The sequence below is a fragment of the Shewanella intestini genome, from assembly GCF_018221465.1.
GTDB lineage: Bacteria > Pseudomonadota > Gammaproteobacteria > Enterobacterales > Shewanellaceae > Shewanella > Shewanella intestini.
The window spans coordinates 171795-187587 of record NZ_JAAIKR010000005.1; the positions used below are offsets into that span (position 1 = coordinate 171795).

Annotated in this window: 18 protein-coding genes and 2 tRNA genes; 9 read left to right on the plus strand and 11 right to left on the minus strand. The window is 38.9% G+C overall.

Going from position 1 to position 15793, the window contains the following annotated elements:
* The first annotated feature begins 224 nt into the window (after nucleotides 1–224).
* Nucleotides 225–353, plus strand: coding sequence for a hypothetical protein (locus G3R48_RS17335; protein WP_281414535.1), 129 nt, complete (start codon nucleotides 225–227; stop codon nucleotides 351–353).
* Between the two features lie 220 nt (nucleotides 354–573).
* On the opposite strand, the gene G3R48_RS07845 is transcribed toward G3R48_RS17335, so the two are convergent.
* The 7 genes from G3R48_RS07845 to G3R48_RS07875 all read right to left on the minus strand — a co-directional run bounded on the left by G3R48_RS07845 (nucleotide 574) and on the right by G3R48_RS07875 (nucleotide 5852).
* Nucleotides 574–1788, minus strand: a complete 1215-nt coding sequence (locus G3R48_RS07845) for a pyridoxal phosphate-dependent aminotransferase (protein ID WP_153663573.1) — start codon at nucleotides 1786–1788, stop codon at nucleotides 574–576.
* Between the two features lie 233 nt (nucleotides 1789–2021).
* Entirely contained in the window at nucleotides 2022–2582 is a 561-nt protein-coding gene (gene efp / locus G3R48_RS07850) for an elongation factor P (RefSeq protein WP_153663571.1), read from the minus strand.
* Between the two features lie 42 nt (nucleotides 2583–2624).
* Nucleotides 2625–3812, minus strand: a complete 1188-nt coding sequence (gene earP / locus G3R48_RS07855) for an elongation factor P maturation arginine rhamnosyltransferase EarP (protein ID WP_153663569.1) — start codon at nucleotides 3810–3812, stop codon at nucleotides 2625–2627.
* 75 nt (nucleotides 3813–3887) lie between these two features.
* The gene (fldA, locus tag G3R48_RS07860; protein WP_153663567.1) at nucleotides 3888–4415 is read right to left on the minus strand and encodes a flavodoxin FldA; all 528 of its coding nucleotides are present in this window, start codon (nucleotides 4413–4415) and stop codon (nucleotides 3888–3890) included.
* 50 nt (nucleotides 4416–4465) lie between these two features.
* Nucleotides 4466–4738, minus strand: coding sequence for a LexA regulated protein (ybfE, locus tag G3R48_RS07865; RefSeq protein WP_153663565.1), 273 nt, complete (start codon nucleotides 4736–4738; stop codon nucleotides 4466–4468).
* Nucleotides 4739–4745: 7 nt separating this feature from the next.
* Nucleotides 4746–4967, minus strand: a complete 222-nt coding sequence (locus G3R48_RS07870; RefSeq protein ID WP_153663563.1) for a DUF2788 domain-containing protein — start codon at nucleotides 4965–4967, stop codon at nucleotides 4746–4748.
* A gap of 96 nt (nucleotides 4968–5063) precedes the next feature.
* On the minus strand, nucleotides 5064–5852 hold the full coding sequence (locus tag G3R48_RS07875) for an alpha/beta fold hydrolase (protein WP_153663561.1): 789 nt from the start codon (nucleotides 5850–5852) through the stop codon (nucleotides 5064–5066).
* A gap of 252 nt (nucleotides 5853–6104) precedes the next feature.
* On the opposite strand from G3R48_RS07875, the gene seqA reads away from it, so the two are divergent.
* The gene (gene seqA / locus G3R48_RS07880) at nucleotides 6105–6770 is read left to right on the plus strand and encodes a replication initiation negative regulator SeqA (protein ID WP_153663914.1); all 666 of its coding nucleotides are present in this window, start codon (nucleotides 6105–6107) and stop codon (nucleotides 6768–6770) included.
* Nucleotides 6771–6784: 14 nt separating this feature from the next.
* The gene (pgm, locus tag G3R48_RS07885) at nucleotides 6785–8431 is read left to right on the plus strand and encodes a phosphoglucomutase (alpha-D-glucose-1,6-bisphosphate-dependent) (RefSeq protein WP_212593263.1); all 1647 of its coding nucleotides are present in this window, start codon (nucleotides 6785–6787) and stop codon (nucleotides 8429–8431) included.
* A gap of 255 nt (nucleotides 8432–8686) precedes the next feature.
* Here pgm and G3R48_RS07890 read toward each other — a convergent pair.
* From G3R48_RS07890 to G3R48_RS07900, 3 genes are all read right to left on the minus strand, one after another.
* Nucleotides 8687–8763 (minus strand) — tRNA-Val (locus tag G3R48_RS07890).
* Nucleotides 8764–8789: 26 nt separating this feature from the next.
* Nucleotides 8790–8866 (minus strand) — tRNA-Val (locus tag G3R48_RS07895).
* A gap of 128 nt (nucleotides 8867–8994) precedes the next feature.
* On the minus strand, nucleotides 8995–10356 hold the full coding sequence (locus tag G3R48_RS07900) for an MATE family efflux transporter (protein ID WP_153663559.1): 1362 nt from the start codon (nucleotides 10354–10356) through the stop codon (nucleotides 8995–8997).
* Nucleotides 10357–10382: 26 nt separating this feature from the next.
* Here G3R48_RS07900 and G3R48_RS07905 point away from each other — a divergent pair, with 26 nt between their 5' ends.
* Nucleotides 10383–11024 carry a riboflavin synthase subunit alpha gene (locus tag G3R48_RS07905; protein ID WP_153663557.1) on the plus strand — a complete coding sequence of 214 codons (642 nt, stop codon included), beginning with the start codon at nucleotides 10383–10385 and terminating at the stop codon, nucleotides 11022–11024.
* Here the strand turns inward: G3R48_RS07905 and G3R48_RS07910 are convergent.
* The gene (locus tag G3R48_RS07910) at nucleotides 11021–11221 is read right to left on the minus strand and encodes a CPXCG motif-containing cysteine-rich protein (protein ID WP_153663555.1); all 201 of its coding nucleotides are present in this window, start codon (nucleotides 11219–11221) and stop codon (nucleotides 11021–11023) included. The two genes, G3R48_RS07905 and G3R48_RS07910, sit on opposite strands and share 4 nt — an antisense overlap.
* A gap of 656 nt (nucleotides 11222–11877) precedes the next feature.
* On the opposite strand from G3R48_RS07910, the gene thrS reads away from it, so the two are divergent.
* From thrS to G3R48_RS07935, 5 genes are all read left to right on the plus strand, one after another.
* The gene (thrS, locus tag G3R48_RS07915) at nucleotides 11878–13806 is read left to right on the plus strand and encodes a threonine--tRNA ligase (protein WP_153663553.1); all 1929 of its coding nucleotides are present in this window, start codon (nucleotides 11878–11880) and stop codon (nucleotides 13804–13806) included.
* A gap of 3 nt (nucleotides 13807–13809) precedes the next feature.
* Entirely contained in the window at nucleotides 13810–14352 is a 543-nt protein-coding gene (gene infC / locus G3R48_RS07920; protein WP_323741262.1) for a translation initiation factor IF-3, read from the plus strand.
* 88 nt (nucleotides 14353–14440) lie between these two features.
* A complete protein-coding gene (rpmI, locus tag G3R48_RS07925) occupies nucleotides 14441–14635 on the plus strand; it encodes a 50S ribosomal protein L35 (RefSeq protein WP_055023949.1) in 195 nt (64 codons plus the stop codon).
* A gap of 18 nt (nucleotides 14636–14653) precedes the next feature.
* On the plus strand, nucleotides 14654–15013 hold the full coding sequence (rplT, locus tag G3R48_RS07930; protein ID WP_012155496.1) for a 50S ribosomal protein L20: 360 nt from the start codon (nucleotides 14654–14656) through the stop codon (nucleotides 15011–15013).
* A gap of 160 nt (nucleotides 15014–15173) precedes the next feature.
* On the plus strand, nucleotides 15174–15710 hold the full coding sequence (locus G3R48_RS07935; protein WP_281414537.1) for a GNAT family N-acetyltransferase: 537 nt from the start codon (nucleotides 15174–15176) through the stop codon (nucleotides 15708–15710).
* Nucleotides 15711–15793 lie beyond the last annotated feature (83 nt).

Consider the following 15793-nt stretch of genomic DNA (forward strand, 5'->3'; position numbering starts at 1 on the left):
TACATACAAACAGCTTGCAAGCATTATCGAAACTGAGTGCAGATTAATATTACGGGTAATCATGTAACACTTGCTTTTGGCAGCTATTTTTGTGTGATGAAATTATTCGATGGGTATTTTGTATACATTAGATGAGTTTTTCTCGGGTATATATTTTACAATTATCTATTTATAACCTAGATTTTAAACTTTGTGATGTTAATAGATGAAAATTTTTCAAAGCAATGTTTGTTAATATCAAATGCCTGTTAGACAGCTTAGACAGCTTAGACAGCTTAGACAGCTTAGACAGCTTAGACAGCTTAGACAGCTTAGACAGCTTAGACAGCTTAGACAGCTTAGACAGCTTATAGAATATAGAATATAGAATATAGAATAAGGATAACGAAAAAAACTTGGTTTGTGTTTAATGGGCAGAATTGACTAATAAATTTTCCTTATTGATATGATGTTTAATCTGACATAAATGGAAGGAAAAAGAGACTTACGCTAAGTATTTAACTTAAAAAATTAACCATCAACGTATACGGTAATGGTTAATGTTTCAAATGCTGTTGAATGTCACGCTAAGGTTTATTGACGATAACTATCTAAAAACTCACCAAATTGAGTCAATGCTTTATGTAAATCTTCTTTGTGCGGAAGAAACACCACACGAAGGTGATCTGGCTCCGGCCAATTAAAAGCAGTCCCTTGAACTAATAAGATTTTTTGGTTCTTGAGTAAATCTAACACTAAGCGTTCATCATCATGGAGGTTAAACTTTTTAGCGTCTAATTTGGGGAAGGCATACATAGCGCCTTTCGGCTTTTTTACACTCACGCCATCAATACTATTTAATACGTCATAACAAACATCACGTTGAAGTGCTAAACGCCCTTGTGGAAGTATTAACTCATTAATGCTTTGATATCCACCTAACGCAGTTTGTATTGCATGTTGGTTAGGTACATTGGAGCATAGACGCATTGATGCCAGCATATCTAAACCTTCAATGTAATTAGTGGCAGATTTCAAATTTCCGCTTAGAACCATCCAACCAACACGAAAGCCGGCCACGCGGTAAGCTTTAGAAAGACCATTAAAAGTGACCGTTAAAATGTCATCTGATAAAGCCGCTGCATGGGTATGCTCAGCCTCGTCATATAAAATTTTGTCGTATATTTCATCGGCAAATAAAATAATGTCGTGCTGTCTACAAAGCTCAATGACTTCTAACAGCAACGCTTTACTATAAACAGCCCCCGTTGGGTTATTGGGATTAATGATGACAATGCCCCGGGTGCGTGGGGTAATTTTATTTTTAATGTCCGCTAAATCAGGGAACCAATCAGACTCTTCATCGCAGCGGTAATGTACCGCCTTGCCACCGGCTAAATTGGCCGCTGCAGTCCACAACGGGTAGTCAGGAGAAGGGATAAGCACTTCATCTGAAGTATTTAATAACCCCTGCAATGCCATACAAATGAGTTCAGACACTCCATTACCGATATAGACATCTTCAATATCAATACCATGAATGCCATGAGATTGATAATGCTGCACAATGGCTTTACGGGCTGAAAATAACCCTTTTGATTCACAATAACCTTGGGCACTGGGTAAGTTTAAAATGACATCTCTGACAATTTCTTCTGGTGCTTCAAAACCAAAAGGTGCGGGATTGCCGATATTGAGTTTTAAAATACGGTGACCTTCATCTTCCAATTTTCGGGCTTCTTTATGAACAGGGCCACGAATGTCATAACAAACGGAATCAAGCTTATTGGATTTTATAATAGGGCGCATTTTTGTCTCGATACATCAACAGATTAGTCAATGACAATATCGGATAATCGGAGAAATCGAAAGGGATAATTAAATATTTTCAAGCAAGTGGGCTATTGGCCATACTCAGGTATTGCTCGGGTTAGCAAACACCCATTATTGGACTTTTTGTGCGCTAATACATGATTTTATAACATAAAAAATGCCAGCAATGATGGCTGGCATTTTTACTGCAATTAATGCAATGAAATAGATTACACGCGCTTTTTAAACTCACCAGTGCGAGTATCAATTTCAATCATGTCACCATTTTTTACAAACTCAGCAACAGTCACGGTTCCGCCGCCGGTAATGGTAGCAGGTTTCATTACTTTACCTGACGTATCACCACGTGCAGCAGGTTCTGTGTAAGTGACTTCACGTACGATGGTAATCGGTAATTCTACTGAAATTGCTTTACCTTCGTAGAAGGTTACACTGCAAACATCTTCCATACCGTCAACAATATATGCTGCTGCATCACCTAGGTTTTCAGCTTCTACGTCATATTGGTTGTACTCAGAATCCATAAATACATACATTGGATCAGCATAGTAAGAGTAAGTACAATCTAGACGTTCAAGGATGATATCTTCCATTTTGTCTTCCCCTTTGAAGGTAGACTCTGTGGTTGAATCTTGTAAAACATGTTTAAGCTTAAGCTTTACAATTGCCGCGTTACGACCAGAACGAGTGGTTTCAGTTTTTAGTACAACCCATGGGCTGCCATCTAACATGATCACGTTACCAGGACGGAGTTCATGAGCAGTTTTCATTACTGTAATTCCTATATTTAGGTTTTGTTTTCGTGCCGTATATTAACGACTTTTGATGAATTGGACTAGTCGTGAAGTTAGATCTGTTTCATTTATTGCGGATTGTGCCCAATTTTGAGCCAAATCTTGCAATGATTGTTGCTGCAAATCTAACTCATGCAGTCGTTGAGTGCATTTTTCACGTTCACCTTCATTAAATGCAGTAACCAAGTTTCGATAACTTACAGCTAATGCTGGTGGCCATTGTTGACAATATTTATCCAAAAATGCATTAAGTTTTTCAAAATGATAGTCATCTTCTTGAGGATAAATATGCCAAATGAAAGGTTTCCCGGCCCATTGAGCACGCAAAAAAGAGTCTTCACCGCGCACAATATTGATATCACAACTCCAAAGCAGTTGGTCATAACCTTGCTGATCGGTCATGGGCAGTACATGCACAATGGCGTTTTGATAATGATATTGACTTCCAGGTTGTACTTGGCTCAACTTTAGATCAAATGCACAATCTAAAAGTGGCAATAAGGTAAATAAACTGCGCCCTTTAGGTACAAGAAAATGAACCTTTGTGTCGTTTTGCGCAAAGTGATTAAGCAAGCTTTCAAGGGCAGGGGTTTCGTAACTAAACACACTAATGACAATATCGTCATCATCGATATTAGTTAAACCCAATTGGGTAAACAACAGCTGCTTTTTGTTTTCAGTTTGCCACTGTGTGACCATCTTAGAAATAGGCTGCTCACGTAGTAAACCACCGGTATTGTCAGTGAAACCAGGAAAGTAAAACCATTTCTTTAAGCCGTTAGCCTGAAGAGAAGGTAAGCCGTGGCAACCATCGACCCATGTTTCTGCTGATAAATATTCTAAATTAAGCCATATAGGTTGAGACAACTGTTTATCTTTAAGGGTAATTAGTGAATTAATAACTGTTGAAGGTAATTCACAAGCAAAAGCTTCAATAAGTACCTGACCAGGTTCAAACGCAATTATATTGGTATTATTCCAATGAATTATTTTAATGCCATTAAAATATTGTACCGGCAAATTTGGATTCAGTGAGGGTAAAATATGCCCAAAGCTATGTAGATCATCTACCCACAAAACCACTGATATTTGATGCTCATCAACCAGCTGCTTTGCTAAACGCCATGTCACCCCAATGTCACCATAATTGTCCACCACTACACAGAAAATATCCCAGTGTGGTTTCAGGTGTCGCTGTGTATTCATAACTACCCAAGAATTTGTTGTAACAAAAAAAAGCGGCCTAAGCCGCTTTTAATTCTTTATAAATATGCTGTTTGACTAACCTTCAAGTTCAGCCAAGCACATTTCTTCGTAAACTTGTTTAACCCATGCGTCAACACGCTCTTCGGTTAATTCGGGTTGACGGTCTTCATCGATACCTAAACCGATGAAATGTTTGTCATCAACAAGGGCTTTTGAAGCTTCAAATTCATAACCTTCAGTTGGCCAGTGGCCAATGATGATGCCACCTTTAGCTTCAACAATATCACCTACCATGCCCATGGCATCAAGGAAATACTCAGCATAGTCTTCTTGGTCTCCACAACCAAAAATACCAATTAATTTATCAGTAAAATCAATTTGCTCTAGATCAGGGAAGAAATCATCCCAGTCACATTGTGCTTCACCGTAGTACCATGTCGGGATACCAAAAAGCAGCATGTCGAACTCTGCAATTTGTTCTTTAGTACTTTTGGCGATGTCTTTTACATCTACCATCGATTTACCCAGTTTTTTCTGGATCATTTTGGCGACGGCTTCGGTGTTACCAGTGTCGCTACCGAAAAAAAGACCTACAGTTGCCATTGTCTATCCTTTAAATTTCTATTTCGCTCAAAGCGAGTCTGTAAAACGAATCAGTTGTCGATTTGCTGCTGTAAAATACACTCGATTAACTGGCTTCGACTGATGTTACTGGCCAAAGCTTGTTGGTTCAAGGCATCGTATAAATCTTGTGACACCTTTAACTCTATTCGCTTTAAACCGTTAGCGCGGTCACGCTGAATTTGATTTCTTTTATTGATCTTTAATTGCTGATCACGTGAAAGAGGATTGCTTCTCGGTCTTCCTCTGCGTTTCTCTGTGGCAAAAAGGTCAATTGTTGTTCTGTCTGTTGTTTCTTTTGCCATGTCACTTTTAACCGATCCCTGAGGTTTCCCAGGTCATTTGAATGATACCTTTAGCAATAAAACCGGCACATCCAAGAAATAATACTAACCATACAATGTTTCGGCCAAATTTAGGTACATTCCCTTGTTTAAGCACATCGCGTATTGCCATGCCTATAAAGAAAAAGATAGCAGCAAAAAACAAATTTAAACCTAGAGTTTCAAGTTGTTCCATATATTGATGCAACATCTATTTACCTTACTTCAACCGTTATATGGAGAAAAAGAGGCGCGAATATAACATATTGAATGGCGCTCTGCTATGTATCATCAATAAAAAGGTCAATTAAGGATGTGAATTTTTTAGTAAGAATTCTTTAACTAAACGGTTAAATATTTCGGGCTTTTGCGCATGCAACCAATGTCCAGTGCCATTGAGCGTTTTCGCTGATATGTGAGGAAACTGAGCAATAATTTCATCCCGATGCTCATGAGTGACATAATCAGAATCAGCGCCGCGGATAATCAAGCACGCGTTAGTATACGGTTTCCATTGCTCACCTTTAGATATTAGTTTAAATGGCCAATCAATAAGTTGTTGATAGGCATTAAATAAGCCATTTAAGTTCATCTTCCACGTGAAGCCTGCCGTTTGCCTTTGAAGGTTCTTTAATAAAAATTGTGCTGTTGCGCTGTCCACATTCTGCTGAACTAAGTGTGCTAATGCCGTTTGACGAGTCGTGGTTGAATCAAGCTTTAGGCTCATTAATGCATGAAATACGGTATCATGGCGCGGTTTGTAAGTGACTGGTGCGATGTCAGCAATCACGATCGTATTTACCCGTTGTGGGTAAAGCAAGGCTACAGCCATTGCGACTTTACCACCCATAGAGTGACCTACAAGAGAAAAATGTTGTAAATTGAGGTTGTCACAAAGGGTAATGATTGATTTTGCCAAGGAAAAATAATCCATCTGTGAAACGTGTTCACTTTCACCATGATTGGGAAGGTCAACTCGCGTTACACGAAAGGAGTCCTGTAACGAATTGGCTAAATTTTTAAGGTTATCAATATTTCCAAACAGTCCGTGAATAAGTATTACAGGCTCACCTTGGCCATGCGTTACGTGGTTCATGTTTTTCTACGCGATGAAATGATGCTCAGATTGTGATCTAAAGCGAAATTTGAATCAAGGTTGTCGCTTATCTTAAGCATTAATTGAATGAAAAATATCCAAATTGATATTTAATTTCAAAAGCTTGAGGTATTCGTTTAATTTAGACTTTATAAACTTTGATGGTTTCCTTAAACTAATCTAATTGTAGATCGTTGCGATCAAAATTTTCTGATTTCTTATTTACCCCTAAGGCCAATGGACATGACTGAGATGAAATACATTGAAATTGATGAAGAACTTTACCGCTTTATTGCCAGTAAAACAGAACGCATTGGCGAAAGTGCCTCAGATATCCTTCGTCGCTTATTAGGGTTGTCAATTGAAGATATCGAGCAAGGCACATCTGTACACATTAGTCAGCCAAGTTTAGAAACCAAACCGCTTTCTGATGATGCTCAAAATGCCCTGTTTAATAAGGCAAAAGAAGCAGTAGAAAAATTAGTTAGTACCAAACATATTGCCGCCGATGTCGTCGATGAAAATGCGGAGTCTATAATAGAAACACCGACAGCATCGAATGCACTTTCTACTGGCCTTAATGGTAAATTTGAGTCTATTGTTAATCAACATATGCTTGAACAGCAAAAAGGCGCTGTTGGCCGTTTTATGTTGTTATTACAAAACTTAGCTGAATTTGCCGGCAATAATTTTGAGCAAGTTCTGCAAGTGCAAGGAAAAGGGCGTTTGTACTTTGCACGCTCTAAACAAGAGTTATTAGATGCCAGCAAAACAGCTAACCCGAAACAAATTGAAAATGTGCAGTTTTGGGTTACCACTAACAATAACACTGCAAAAAAACAAAATATTTTAAAAGAAGTTTTACTGCAATTAGGTTGTGATGAAACCATTGCCGGTTCAATTGTTGAATTTATTTAACCAGGAGTAAGATTGTGGCATTGCATAAACGCGCGGGAACATTGGCAACCCAACAAGACTTAACTAACATTCCCAAGTTGATGAGTTGGTATTATCGTAATATTCCTAGTGCTGAGATTGCTGCTCAATCAGTGTCATTTGGTACTTCAGGCCATCGTGGAAGTGCGCTTAATGCTAGTTTTAATCAAAACCACATTTGGGCAATAACCCAAGCTGTTGTTGATTACCGCCATGCAAACAATATTACTGGGCCAATAATTGTTGGTTTTGACACACATGCCTTATCTTATGCCGCTTATTTGTCGGTGTTAGAAGTGTTATGTGCCAATCAGGTTCAAGTACTTGTTCAAGTCAATGAAGGCTATACGCCAACACCGGTTGTTTCACAAGCGATTATATCGTCGAACCAAGTTTCACCAGCCAATTTAACGGATGGTTTAATTATTACTCCGTCGCATAATCCTCCGCAAGATGGCGGCATAAAATATAATGCGCCACATGGCGGTCCTGCAGAAGCCCACATTACTGAGCAAATTCAGCAAAGCGCCAATAATTATCTAAGAGCACAGTTACAAGGTGTTAAAAAGGTCAATGCAAGCCTTGCGCTAACATCACATTGGATCAACGAAGTCGATTTTATCGAGCCCTATGTTGATGCACTAGCACAGGTTATTGATTTTGAGTCGATTGCTAAAGCTAATTTAAAAATTGGCGTTGACCCACTTGGTGGCAGCGGTATTCATTATTGGAAAGTTATTGCCAAGAAGTACGGGTTAAACATTACCTTAGTAAATAATAATGTTGATCCGACTTTTAGCTTTATGACGTTAGATAAAGACGGCAAGATTCGTATGGACTGTTCATCGCCTTATGCTATGCAAGGCTTGTTAGCCCATAAGGACAAATTTGATATTTGCCTTGCAAATGATCCTGATTACGATCGCCACGGCATTGTATGCCAGCAAACTGGCTTGATGAACCCAAATCATTTTCTAGCTGTTGCAATTGATTATTTATGTGAAAACCGCCCGCATTGGCCTCAAAATATCGGTATAGGTAAAACGCTAGTTTCTAGTGCCATGATTGATAAAGTTTGCCAAAAGCACCAACGTCAGTGCGTTGAAGTGCCGGTTGGTTTTAAATGGTTTGTTGATGGATTGGCGCAAAGTACATTAGCTTTTGGCGGCGAAGAGAGCGCTGGCGCGGCATTTTTAAAACAAGATGCCTCAACATGGTGCACCGACAAAGATGGTTTTATTTTAGCGTTGTTAGCGGCGGAGATAATTGCTAAAACAGGTGATACACCCGCGAAAAGATACCAAGCACTTGAAGCTCAATTTGGGCAATGTTTTTATCAGCGGATCGACAGTCCAATCAATGCCAGGAAGAAACAAAAGTTTGCCCAGTTAAACCAACAAAGTTTTACCAATCAATACCTTGCTGGCGATTTAATCACGGCTGTTCTTTCTCATGCTCCGGGTAACAATGCAGCGATTGGCGGTATTAAAGTTACTACTGAACACGGCTGGTTTGCAGCACGGCCATCAGGCACTGAACCTTTATTTAAACTCTATGCAGAAAGCATGAAGAGTGAAGCGCACCTACAAACATTGATTAAAGAGGCGCAAGTCATGATTGATACAGCGTTAAAGCAAGCATAGGGACTCGCTTAACAACTTGCTCAATGATTTCAAATCAATAAGCTACAGTGATTCTGTTAAATAAATCAGACATAAACCGAACATGAAAATGTTCGGTTTTTTTGTACATGGCAATTGTCTTAATTACAAGGTAATTGCTAGCCGAAATTTCAGGGGGATTACCCAGGCAACAATGAAAACGTAATAGGGAAGGTAAGTGATAGATACAAAAAAACCAGCTTTCGCTGGCTACAATTTTTAATATTATTTAAAAATTGGTACAACCGAGTGGATTCGAACCACCGACCCCTACCATGTCAAGGTAGTGCTCTAACCAACTGAGCTACGGTTGTATATATGGGTATGCGCTTTAAAGGATTGGTACAACCGAGTGGATTCGAACCACCGACCCCTACCATGTCAAGGTAGTGCTCTAACCAACTGAGCTACGGTTGTATTGTATAACTACGTTTCCCTTCAAAGCGGTGGCTATATTAAGTGGCTTATAGTATCCATGCAAGCAAAAATATAGAATTTTTTACCAAGCGCGCAATAGATGCACAATTTGCATTAACAATAAGCACTTATTCAATTAACTCATAACGAGACAAGTTGTTTTGGATGTAAATAAGCCTACCTGCGAACAAAATTGCTGCAGTTGTTAAACCAGCAATTAAGCCAATCCAAAAACCATGCGCCCCCATAGGTGCTGTTAACCAATCTGTGTATGCAAGCGTATAGCCTAAACTCATGCCAATAAACCAGTAAGAAAAAAGCGAGATATAAAATGCACTTTTAGTGTCTTTATAACCCCTTAGCGCCCCAGAGGTGACCACTTGTATACTATCGGATATTTGATATAAACCCGCTAATAGCATCAAACTTCCAGCTAGATTAATGACATCTTGATTGTCATTATAAAGGAGGGCGATTTCATGCCTAAATAGTACCGTGATCACCGCGGTAACTAATGCTAATAAAAGTGCGATAATTAACCCCACTTTGGCAACTAACGCTGAAGTTTCCGGCTGTTCTTTTCCTAAGTAATATCCAACCCTAATAGAAACTGCAATACCAATAGATAAAGGTAGCATGAACACAATGGATGAGAAATTCATCGCAATTTGATGCGATGCAACCACTTCAGAGCCTAATGGTGCAATAAATAACGCGATAACGGCAAATAAGCTCACTTCAAAAAATAGTGCTAAAGCTACCGGTAAACCTAATTTAGTCATGCGCCACATTTTGATTAACTTTGGCTTAAATATTCGTTTAAAAGGTTGTAATTGCTTAAATGTTTTATCAATAAACATGTAAATGAACATCGAAATAAACATTGCCCAAAAAACCAATGCCGTCGCGATACCGCAACCCGCACCACCTAATGCTGGCATGCCAAATTTACCGTATATAAAAATATAATTAGCTGGAATATTCACTGCTAAACCAACAAAGCCAATAATCATTGGCGGCATAGTATGTGATATGCCTTCACTACAACCTCTTAAGACTTGATATAATAAAAAGGCAGGTGCTCCCCAAAGTAAATAGTGCACATAACCTGTTGTCAGCAAATATAGCTGGGGTTCAAGAACCATAAAGTTTAAAATGAAACTTGAGCTGGCTAAAAACAACATCACTGCAATTGCGCCGATAATTGCTATATATGCTGCTTGAAACATGAGAGGAGGAATGGCTGACATTTTATTTGCGCCATGGTGTTCACTAAATACTGGGGTAAAAACCAGTAAAATGCCTTGGATAAATAAGATAGCAGGTAGCCATAAACTTGTACCAACTGCCACCGCGGCCATATCTACAGCGCTTACTCGGCCTGCCATCACAGTGTCGATAAACCCCATCATGGTTTGGGTGACTTGTGCAACAAGAACCGGAAGGGCCAGCTGAGTGAGTTTTTTGGCTTGGTAGCCTGCGTTATTCATTTAAAACCTTATAAAAGAGAAAAACTATGTTTACTGGTATTGTTCAAGCCACATGTAAAGTGATTAACATTGAAACTAAAGCAGGCTTAAAAACATTTGAAGTTGCACTAACGCCTGAGTTAACTGAAGGCCTAGTCGTTGGTGCCAGTGTTGCAAACAATGGTGTTTGTTTAACCGTGACACAGATGCGCGATAATATCGTTCTTTTTGATGTGATGGAAGAAACTTTAACGGTAAGTAACTTAGGTGATCTCGTTGCTGGAGACTGGGTTAACATCGAACGTTCGTTGAAATATGGCACTGAAATTGGTGGACATATTTTATCTGGGCACATACATACACAAGCGAATGTTATTGAAATTAGTCACACCGATCAGCATTACAATATTCACTTAGGTGTTGAGAAAAAATGGATGGATTATATTTTCTATAAAGGTTTTATTGGGATCAACGGCTGCAGTTTAACTGTCGGAGAAGTCACTAAAGACAGCTTTTGGTTACATTTGATTCCTGAAACTTTGCACATTACTAACTTATCTGACCTCAAAGTTAATGGTCATGTGAATATTGAAATTGATAGCCAAACGCAAGTGATAGTCGATACTGTTGCAAAAATTATGGCTAAACAACAGGCTCAAACACTAGATTTATCAAAACAAGCTGACTAATAGACTTGTTCATCATCTGAATCAATATGTAATTCAACTGTATTGCGGGCTTCATCTATATGAGTTCGCATATGAATTGGATTACAACATACTCTACAATCATCGTAATATTCTTGATCGCCTAGACTGGTATCAATATTAATGTGTTGATGATGCCCACAATGGGGACAGCTGATCACTTTATTGAGTAAATTCATCACAAACTCCTTTATTCATTAATCAATAAATCTTGATTTAAATATAGTGGTTTTTATTAGGAATGAGATCACCCAATGGCATGATTTATTCAATGGTATGCCATTTGGAAATAGTGTTATCGCATTGCTACTGCGAGTGAATTTTATTTGTCTCATTTTTAAAGGTAAAATGGTTATCTTAATTGAACTTAAATTGCATTCTTAAGCTGTAATTTGAGTTAATCCTCAGTTATTCAGCTATATACAGCATCCATACTTAATTTATCTTATGCTGGTTATAACTGATCACCATCTAATCGATACTAAAGATTTTAGTGTGTAACATAGCAACCATGGCATGAAGAGGCGACCCGCTAAACTGTCGGTGTTTTAAAACGTCATCATTATTTTTTCTGACCTTAAACTCATTTAGAACTACCACCAAAGCTTCATTAAGCTGCTTACTTAGCTATTAATTTACTCATTTATTGCTGCAAACTGTTTTTATGTACGTTGTAGCTTGCTAGTCAGTCTTTGTTTCCCGTAAAATAACCTATCTTCATTAAATGATTTTAACTCTAGTAATGTTTTAACTTTGTTGAAGACAATTCCATTTTTGGATTAACTCATATACCAAGTGGCTCTTCGTGTGGGTCACCACTGGATAAGGAAATTTCATGCCTATTATTACCTTGCCGGACGGCAGCAAGCGCGAGTTTGCCAACCCTGTTTCTACTCTTGATGTTGCATCTGATATCGGCCCTGGTTTAGCCAAAGCTTGTATTGCTGGCCGTGTTAACGGTGAATTAAAAGATGCTTGCGATATCATTTCTACTGATTCAGACCTGTCAATTATTACGGCAAAAGATGAAGAGGGTGTAGAAATCCTTCGTCATTCATGTGCACATTTATTGGGTCATGCTATTAAGCAACTTTGGCCACAAACAAAAATGGCGATTGGCCCTGTAATTGATAACGGCTTTTATTATGATATCGACTTAGATCATAAATTGACCCAAGAAGATATTGATGCACTTGAAAAGCGCATGACTCAACTCGCTAAAACCAATTATGCAGTTGATAAGCAAGTTGTGTCCTGGCAAGAAGCTCGCGATGTTTTTGAAGCGCGTGGAGAAGAATATAAAATTCAAATTCTTGATGAAAATATCAGCACGGATTCAACGCCAGCGTTATATCACCACGAAGAATACACTGATATGTGTCGTGGACCGCATGTACCAAACATGAAATTCTGTCAGAACTTTAAACTGATGAATGTTGCTGGTGCCTACTGGCGCGGTAATTCTGACAATAAAATGCTGCAACGTATTTACGGCACAGCATGGGCAGATAAAAAACAACTTAAAGCTCACCTTAACCGTTTAGAAGAAGCGGCTAAACGTGACCATCGTAAAATTGGTAAAGAATTAGATTTGTTCCATTGGCAGCAAGAAGCACCTGGAATGGTGTTTTGGCATGCAAATGGTTGGAGCCTATTTAAAGATCTTGAATCCTTCATGCGTGGCCAACTTGATAAGTACCGTTACGAAGAGGTTCGTGCCCCACTTATTCTTGATGTCGGTATGTGGGAAAAATCAGGCCATTGGGATAAATATGGCGATATGATTTTCTCAACCGAGTCTGAGAAGCGTACCTATGCAGTGAAACCAATGAACTGCCCTGGTCATTTACAGATTTTCAATCAGGGTCTTAAATCATATCGTGACTTGCCTTACCGTATGGCTGAGTTTGGTTTGGTTCACCGTAACGAGCCATCAGGTTCTTTGCATGGTTTAATGCGTGTGCGTTCATTTACGCAAGATGATGCTCATGTATTTTGTACCGAAGAGCAAATCCAGCAAGAAGTTAGTGCATGTATTGAGATGGTATTTGATACCTATAAAACATTTGGTTTTGAAGATATTGAAATTAAATTATCAACTCGTCCAGAACAACGCGTTGGAAGTGATGAGGTTTGGGATAAATCTGAACAAGCATTGGCTGATGCGCTTCAAGCAAATGGTTTGAAATATGCGATACAAGAAGGTGAAGGTGCTTTCTATGGTCCTAAAATTGAATTTACCTTACATGACTGTTTAGGTCGTGAATGGCAATGCGGAACGATTCAACTTGATTTCTCAATGCCGGGTCGTTTAGGTGCAAGTTATATTGGGGAAGATGGCGAACGTCATATACCTGTTATGATCCACCGTGCAATTTTAGGTTCTCTTGAACGCTTCATCGGTATTTTGATTGAAGAATATGCGGGTAAATTCCCAACTTGGTTAGCACCACAACAAGTTGTTGTTATGAATATTACCGATAAACAGTCAGAATATGTTGACGAAGTTGTTAATTTCTTCAAAGAACAAGGCATTCGTGCATCTTTTGACTTGAGGAATGAGAAAATAGGCTTTAAAATACGCGAACACACTCTAAGACGTGTGCCTTATTTATTGGTCGTTGGTGATCAAGAAATGGAAAATAAGGAAATCGCGGTGCGTACACGTGATGGTGTCGATTTAGGTAAAATGAAGTTAGAAGACTTCGCTACCAAGATACGTCAACAAATTTCGCTCCGTAGTCTCAAATTGTTGGAGGAATAGGTCATAAAGATCAAGAGAGCAGCAGGGCGACAGCAAGCCCCTAATCGAATCAATGAAGAAATCACCGATGTACCTGAAGTACGTCTTTCAGGTTTAGATGGTGAAGCCATTGGTATTGTTAGTATAAGAGAAGCTCAAAATTTAGCTGATGAAGCTGGTGTTGATTTAGTAGAAATTAGCCCGAATGCTGAGCCTCCAGTCTGTCGCATAATGGACTACGGTAAGTTCCTATTTGATAAAGCAAAAGCTTTGAAGGAACAAAAGAAGAAGCAGAAACAGGTCCAGGTTAAGGAAATTAAGTTCCGCCCTGGCACTGACGAAAACGACTATCAGGTAAAACTACGCAACCTGATTCGTTTTCTAGAAGATGGTGACAAAGCGAAAATCACGCTGCGTTTCCGTGGTCGCGAAATGGCACACCAAAGCTTAGGTATGGCTCTTTTGAACCGTATCAAAGCAGATTTGGAAGAATATGCGGTTGTTGAATCTTTCCCGAAAATGGAAGGCCGACAAGCAATTATGGTGTTAGCACCTAAAAAGAAATAGTAGGGCAACCCATTAAAAGTAGCAAAGCCTCTTTGAGGTCTTTGCTCGCCTTACGTTTTATTAATGTCCCAATGCGGAGTTTTAGCAAATGCCTAAAATGAAAACAGACAAGGGTGTTCAAAAACGCTTCAGAAAAACCGCTAATGGTTTCAAGCGTAAACAAGCACACTTACGTCACATCTTGACCAAGAAGAGCACTAAGCGTAAACGTCACTTACGTGCTAAATGTTTAGTTGCAAAGTCTGATGTGCCAGCAATCGCACGTCAACTTCCATACGCTTAATTAAAGGAGTAAAGAACAATGCCTAGAGTTAAGCGTGGTGTAACCGCTCGTGCTCGTCACAAGAAAGTACTTAAATTAGCTAAAGGTTATTATGGCGCTCGTAGCCGTACTTACCGTGTTGCTGTTCAAGCAGTAACTAAAGCTGGTCAATATGCTTACCGTGACCGTCGTCAAAAGAAACGTCAATTCCGTCAACTTTGGATTGCACGTATCAATGCGGCTTCTCGTCAAAATGGTCTGTCTTACAGCCGTTTCATTAACGGTCTGAAAAAGGCGTCTATCGAAATCGATCGTAAGATTTTGGCAGACATCGCTGTATTCGACAAAGTTGTATTTGCAACTTTAGTTGAAAAAGCAAAAGACGCGTTAGCTAAGTAATTAGTTTACGAGTTTAAAAAGGGAACCTTCGGGTTCCTTTTTTTATGTAAAAAATTCGTCTTAATACTTTATTTGTACAATTAATATGATAGGTTAAAATTTAACCTACTGTATTTAGGATATATTAATGAATGTCCCCCGGCAGTTTAAAATCGAATTAATGAGCCTAAATGATACCTCATTCATGTTGGAACTCGACAGTGACCCTCTCGTTATGCGTTACATTAATGGAGGACAACCTTCATCAGTAGAAGATATTTTTCAGCGTTTTATTCCGCGTTACCGTCAGTATTTAAATCCAGAAAAAGGTTGGGGATTATGGGGGATTACAGCAAATAAACACCCATTAAATCAAGTAAACTTACATGATCAATTTTTAGGATGGATTTTAATTAGACCGATGGGCTTTTTTACTGATTCTCCAAATTTTACTAATATTGAAATTGGTTGGCGATTTAAACGCATTGCATGGGGTAAGGGTATCGCCACTGCAATGGCAGCGAATGTTATTGATATTGTTGCGGAGCGAAACTTGCTGGTTAACGAAGTTAGCGCAATTGCAGTACCAGAAAATACTGGCTCAATAGCGGTTATGAAACGATTAGGTATGTGCTTAGTTAAAGAGACGGTGGATGTTGAAGATAATCAGATCAACGTGGTGGTTTATTCAAAAGTAATAAAAAAGCCAATCAAATGATTGGCTTCTCGTTGTCGCTGGCTAATATATCGATAAACGCGGTTATATCAACTTAGATTTTAATCGTGCCGTATTACCATTAA

Bases quoted from the DNA above. Each gene is read 5' to 3' on its own strand.
- G3R48_RS17335 (WP_281414535.1), top strand. From the start codon at position 225: ATGTTTGTTAATATCAAATGCCTGTTAGACAGCTTAGACAGCTTAGAC.
- G3R48_RS07845 (WP_153663573.1), bottom strand. From the start codon at position 1,788: ATGCGCCCTATTATAAAATCCAATAAGCTTGATTCCGTTTGTTATGAC.
- efp (WP_153663571.1), bottom strand. From the start codon at position 2,582: ATGAAAACTGCTCATGAACTCCGTCCTGGTAACGTGATCATGTTAGAT.
- earP (WP_153663569.1), bottom strand. From the start codon at position 3,812: ATGAATACACAGCGACACCTGAAACCACACTGGGATATTTTCTGTGTA.
- fldA (WP_153663567.1), bottom strand. From the start codon at position 4,415: ATGGCAACTGTAGGTCTTTTTTTCGGTAGCGACACTGGTAACACCGAA.
- ybfE (WP_153663565.1), bottom strand. From the start codon at position 4,738: ATGGCAAAAGAAACAACAGACAGAACAACAATTGACCTTTTTGCCACA.
- G3R48_RS07870 (WP_153663563.1), bottom strand. From the start codon at position 4,967: ATGTTGCATCAATATATGGAACAACTTGAAACTCTAGGTTTAAATTTG.
- G3R48_RS07875 (WP_153663561.1), bottom strand. From the start codon at position 5,852: ATGAACCACGTAACGCATGGCCAAGGTGAGCCTGTAATACTTATTCAC.
- seqA (WP_153663914.1), top strand. From the start codon at position 6,105: ATGAAATACATTGAAATTGATGAAGAACTTTACCGCTTTATTGCCAGT.
- G3R48_RS07900 (WP_153663559.1), bottom strand. From the start codon at position 10,356: ATGAATAACGCAGGCTACCAAGCCAAAAAACTCACTCAGCTGGCCCTT.
- G3R48_RS07905 (WP_153663557.1), top strand. From the start codon at position 10,383: ATGTTTACTGGTATTGTTCAAGCCACATGTAAAGTGATTAACATTGAA.
- G3R48_RS07910 (WP_153663555.1), bottom strand. From the start codon at position 11,221: ATGAATTTACTCAATAAAGTGATCAGCTGTCCCCATTGTGGGCATCAT.
- thrS (WP_153663553.1), top strand. From the start codon at position 11,878: ATGCCTATTATTACCTTGCCGGACGGCAGCAAGCGCGAGTTTGCCAAC.
- rpmI (WP_055023949.1), top strand. From the start codon at position 14,441: ATGCCTAAAATGAAAACAGACAAGGGTGTTCAAAAACGCTTCAGAAAA.
- rplT (WP_012155496.1), top strand. From the start codon at position 14,654: ATGCCTAGAGTTAAGCGTGGTGTAACCGCTCGTGCTCGTCACAAGAAA.
- G3R48_RS07935 (WP_281414537.1), top strand. From the start codon at position 15,174: ATGAGCCTAAATGATACCTCATTCATGTTGGAACTCGACAGTGACCCT.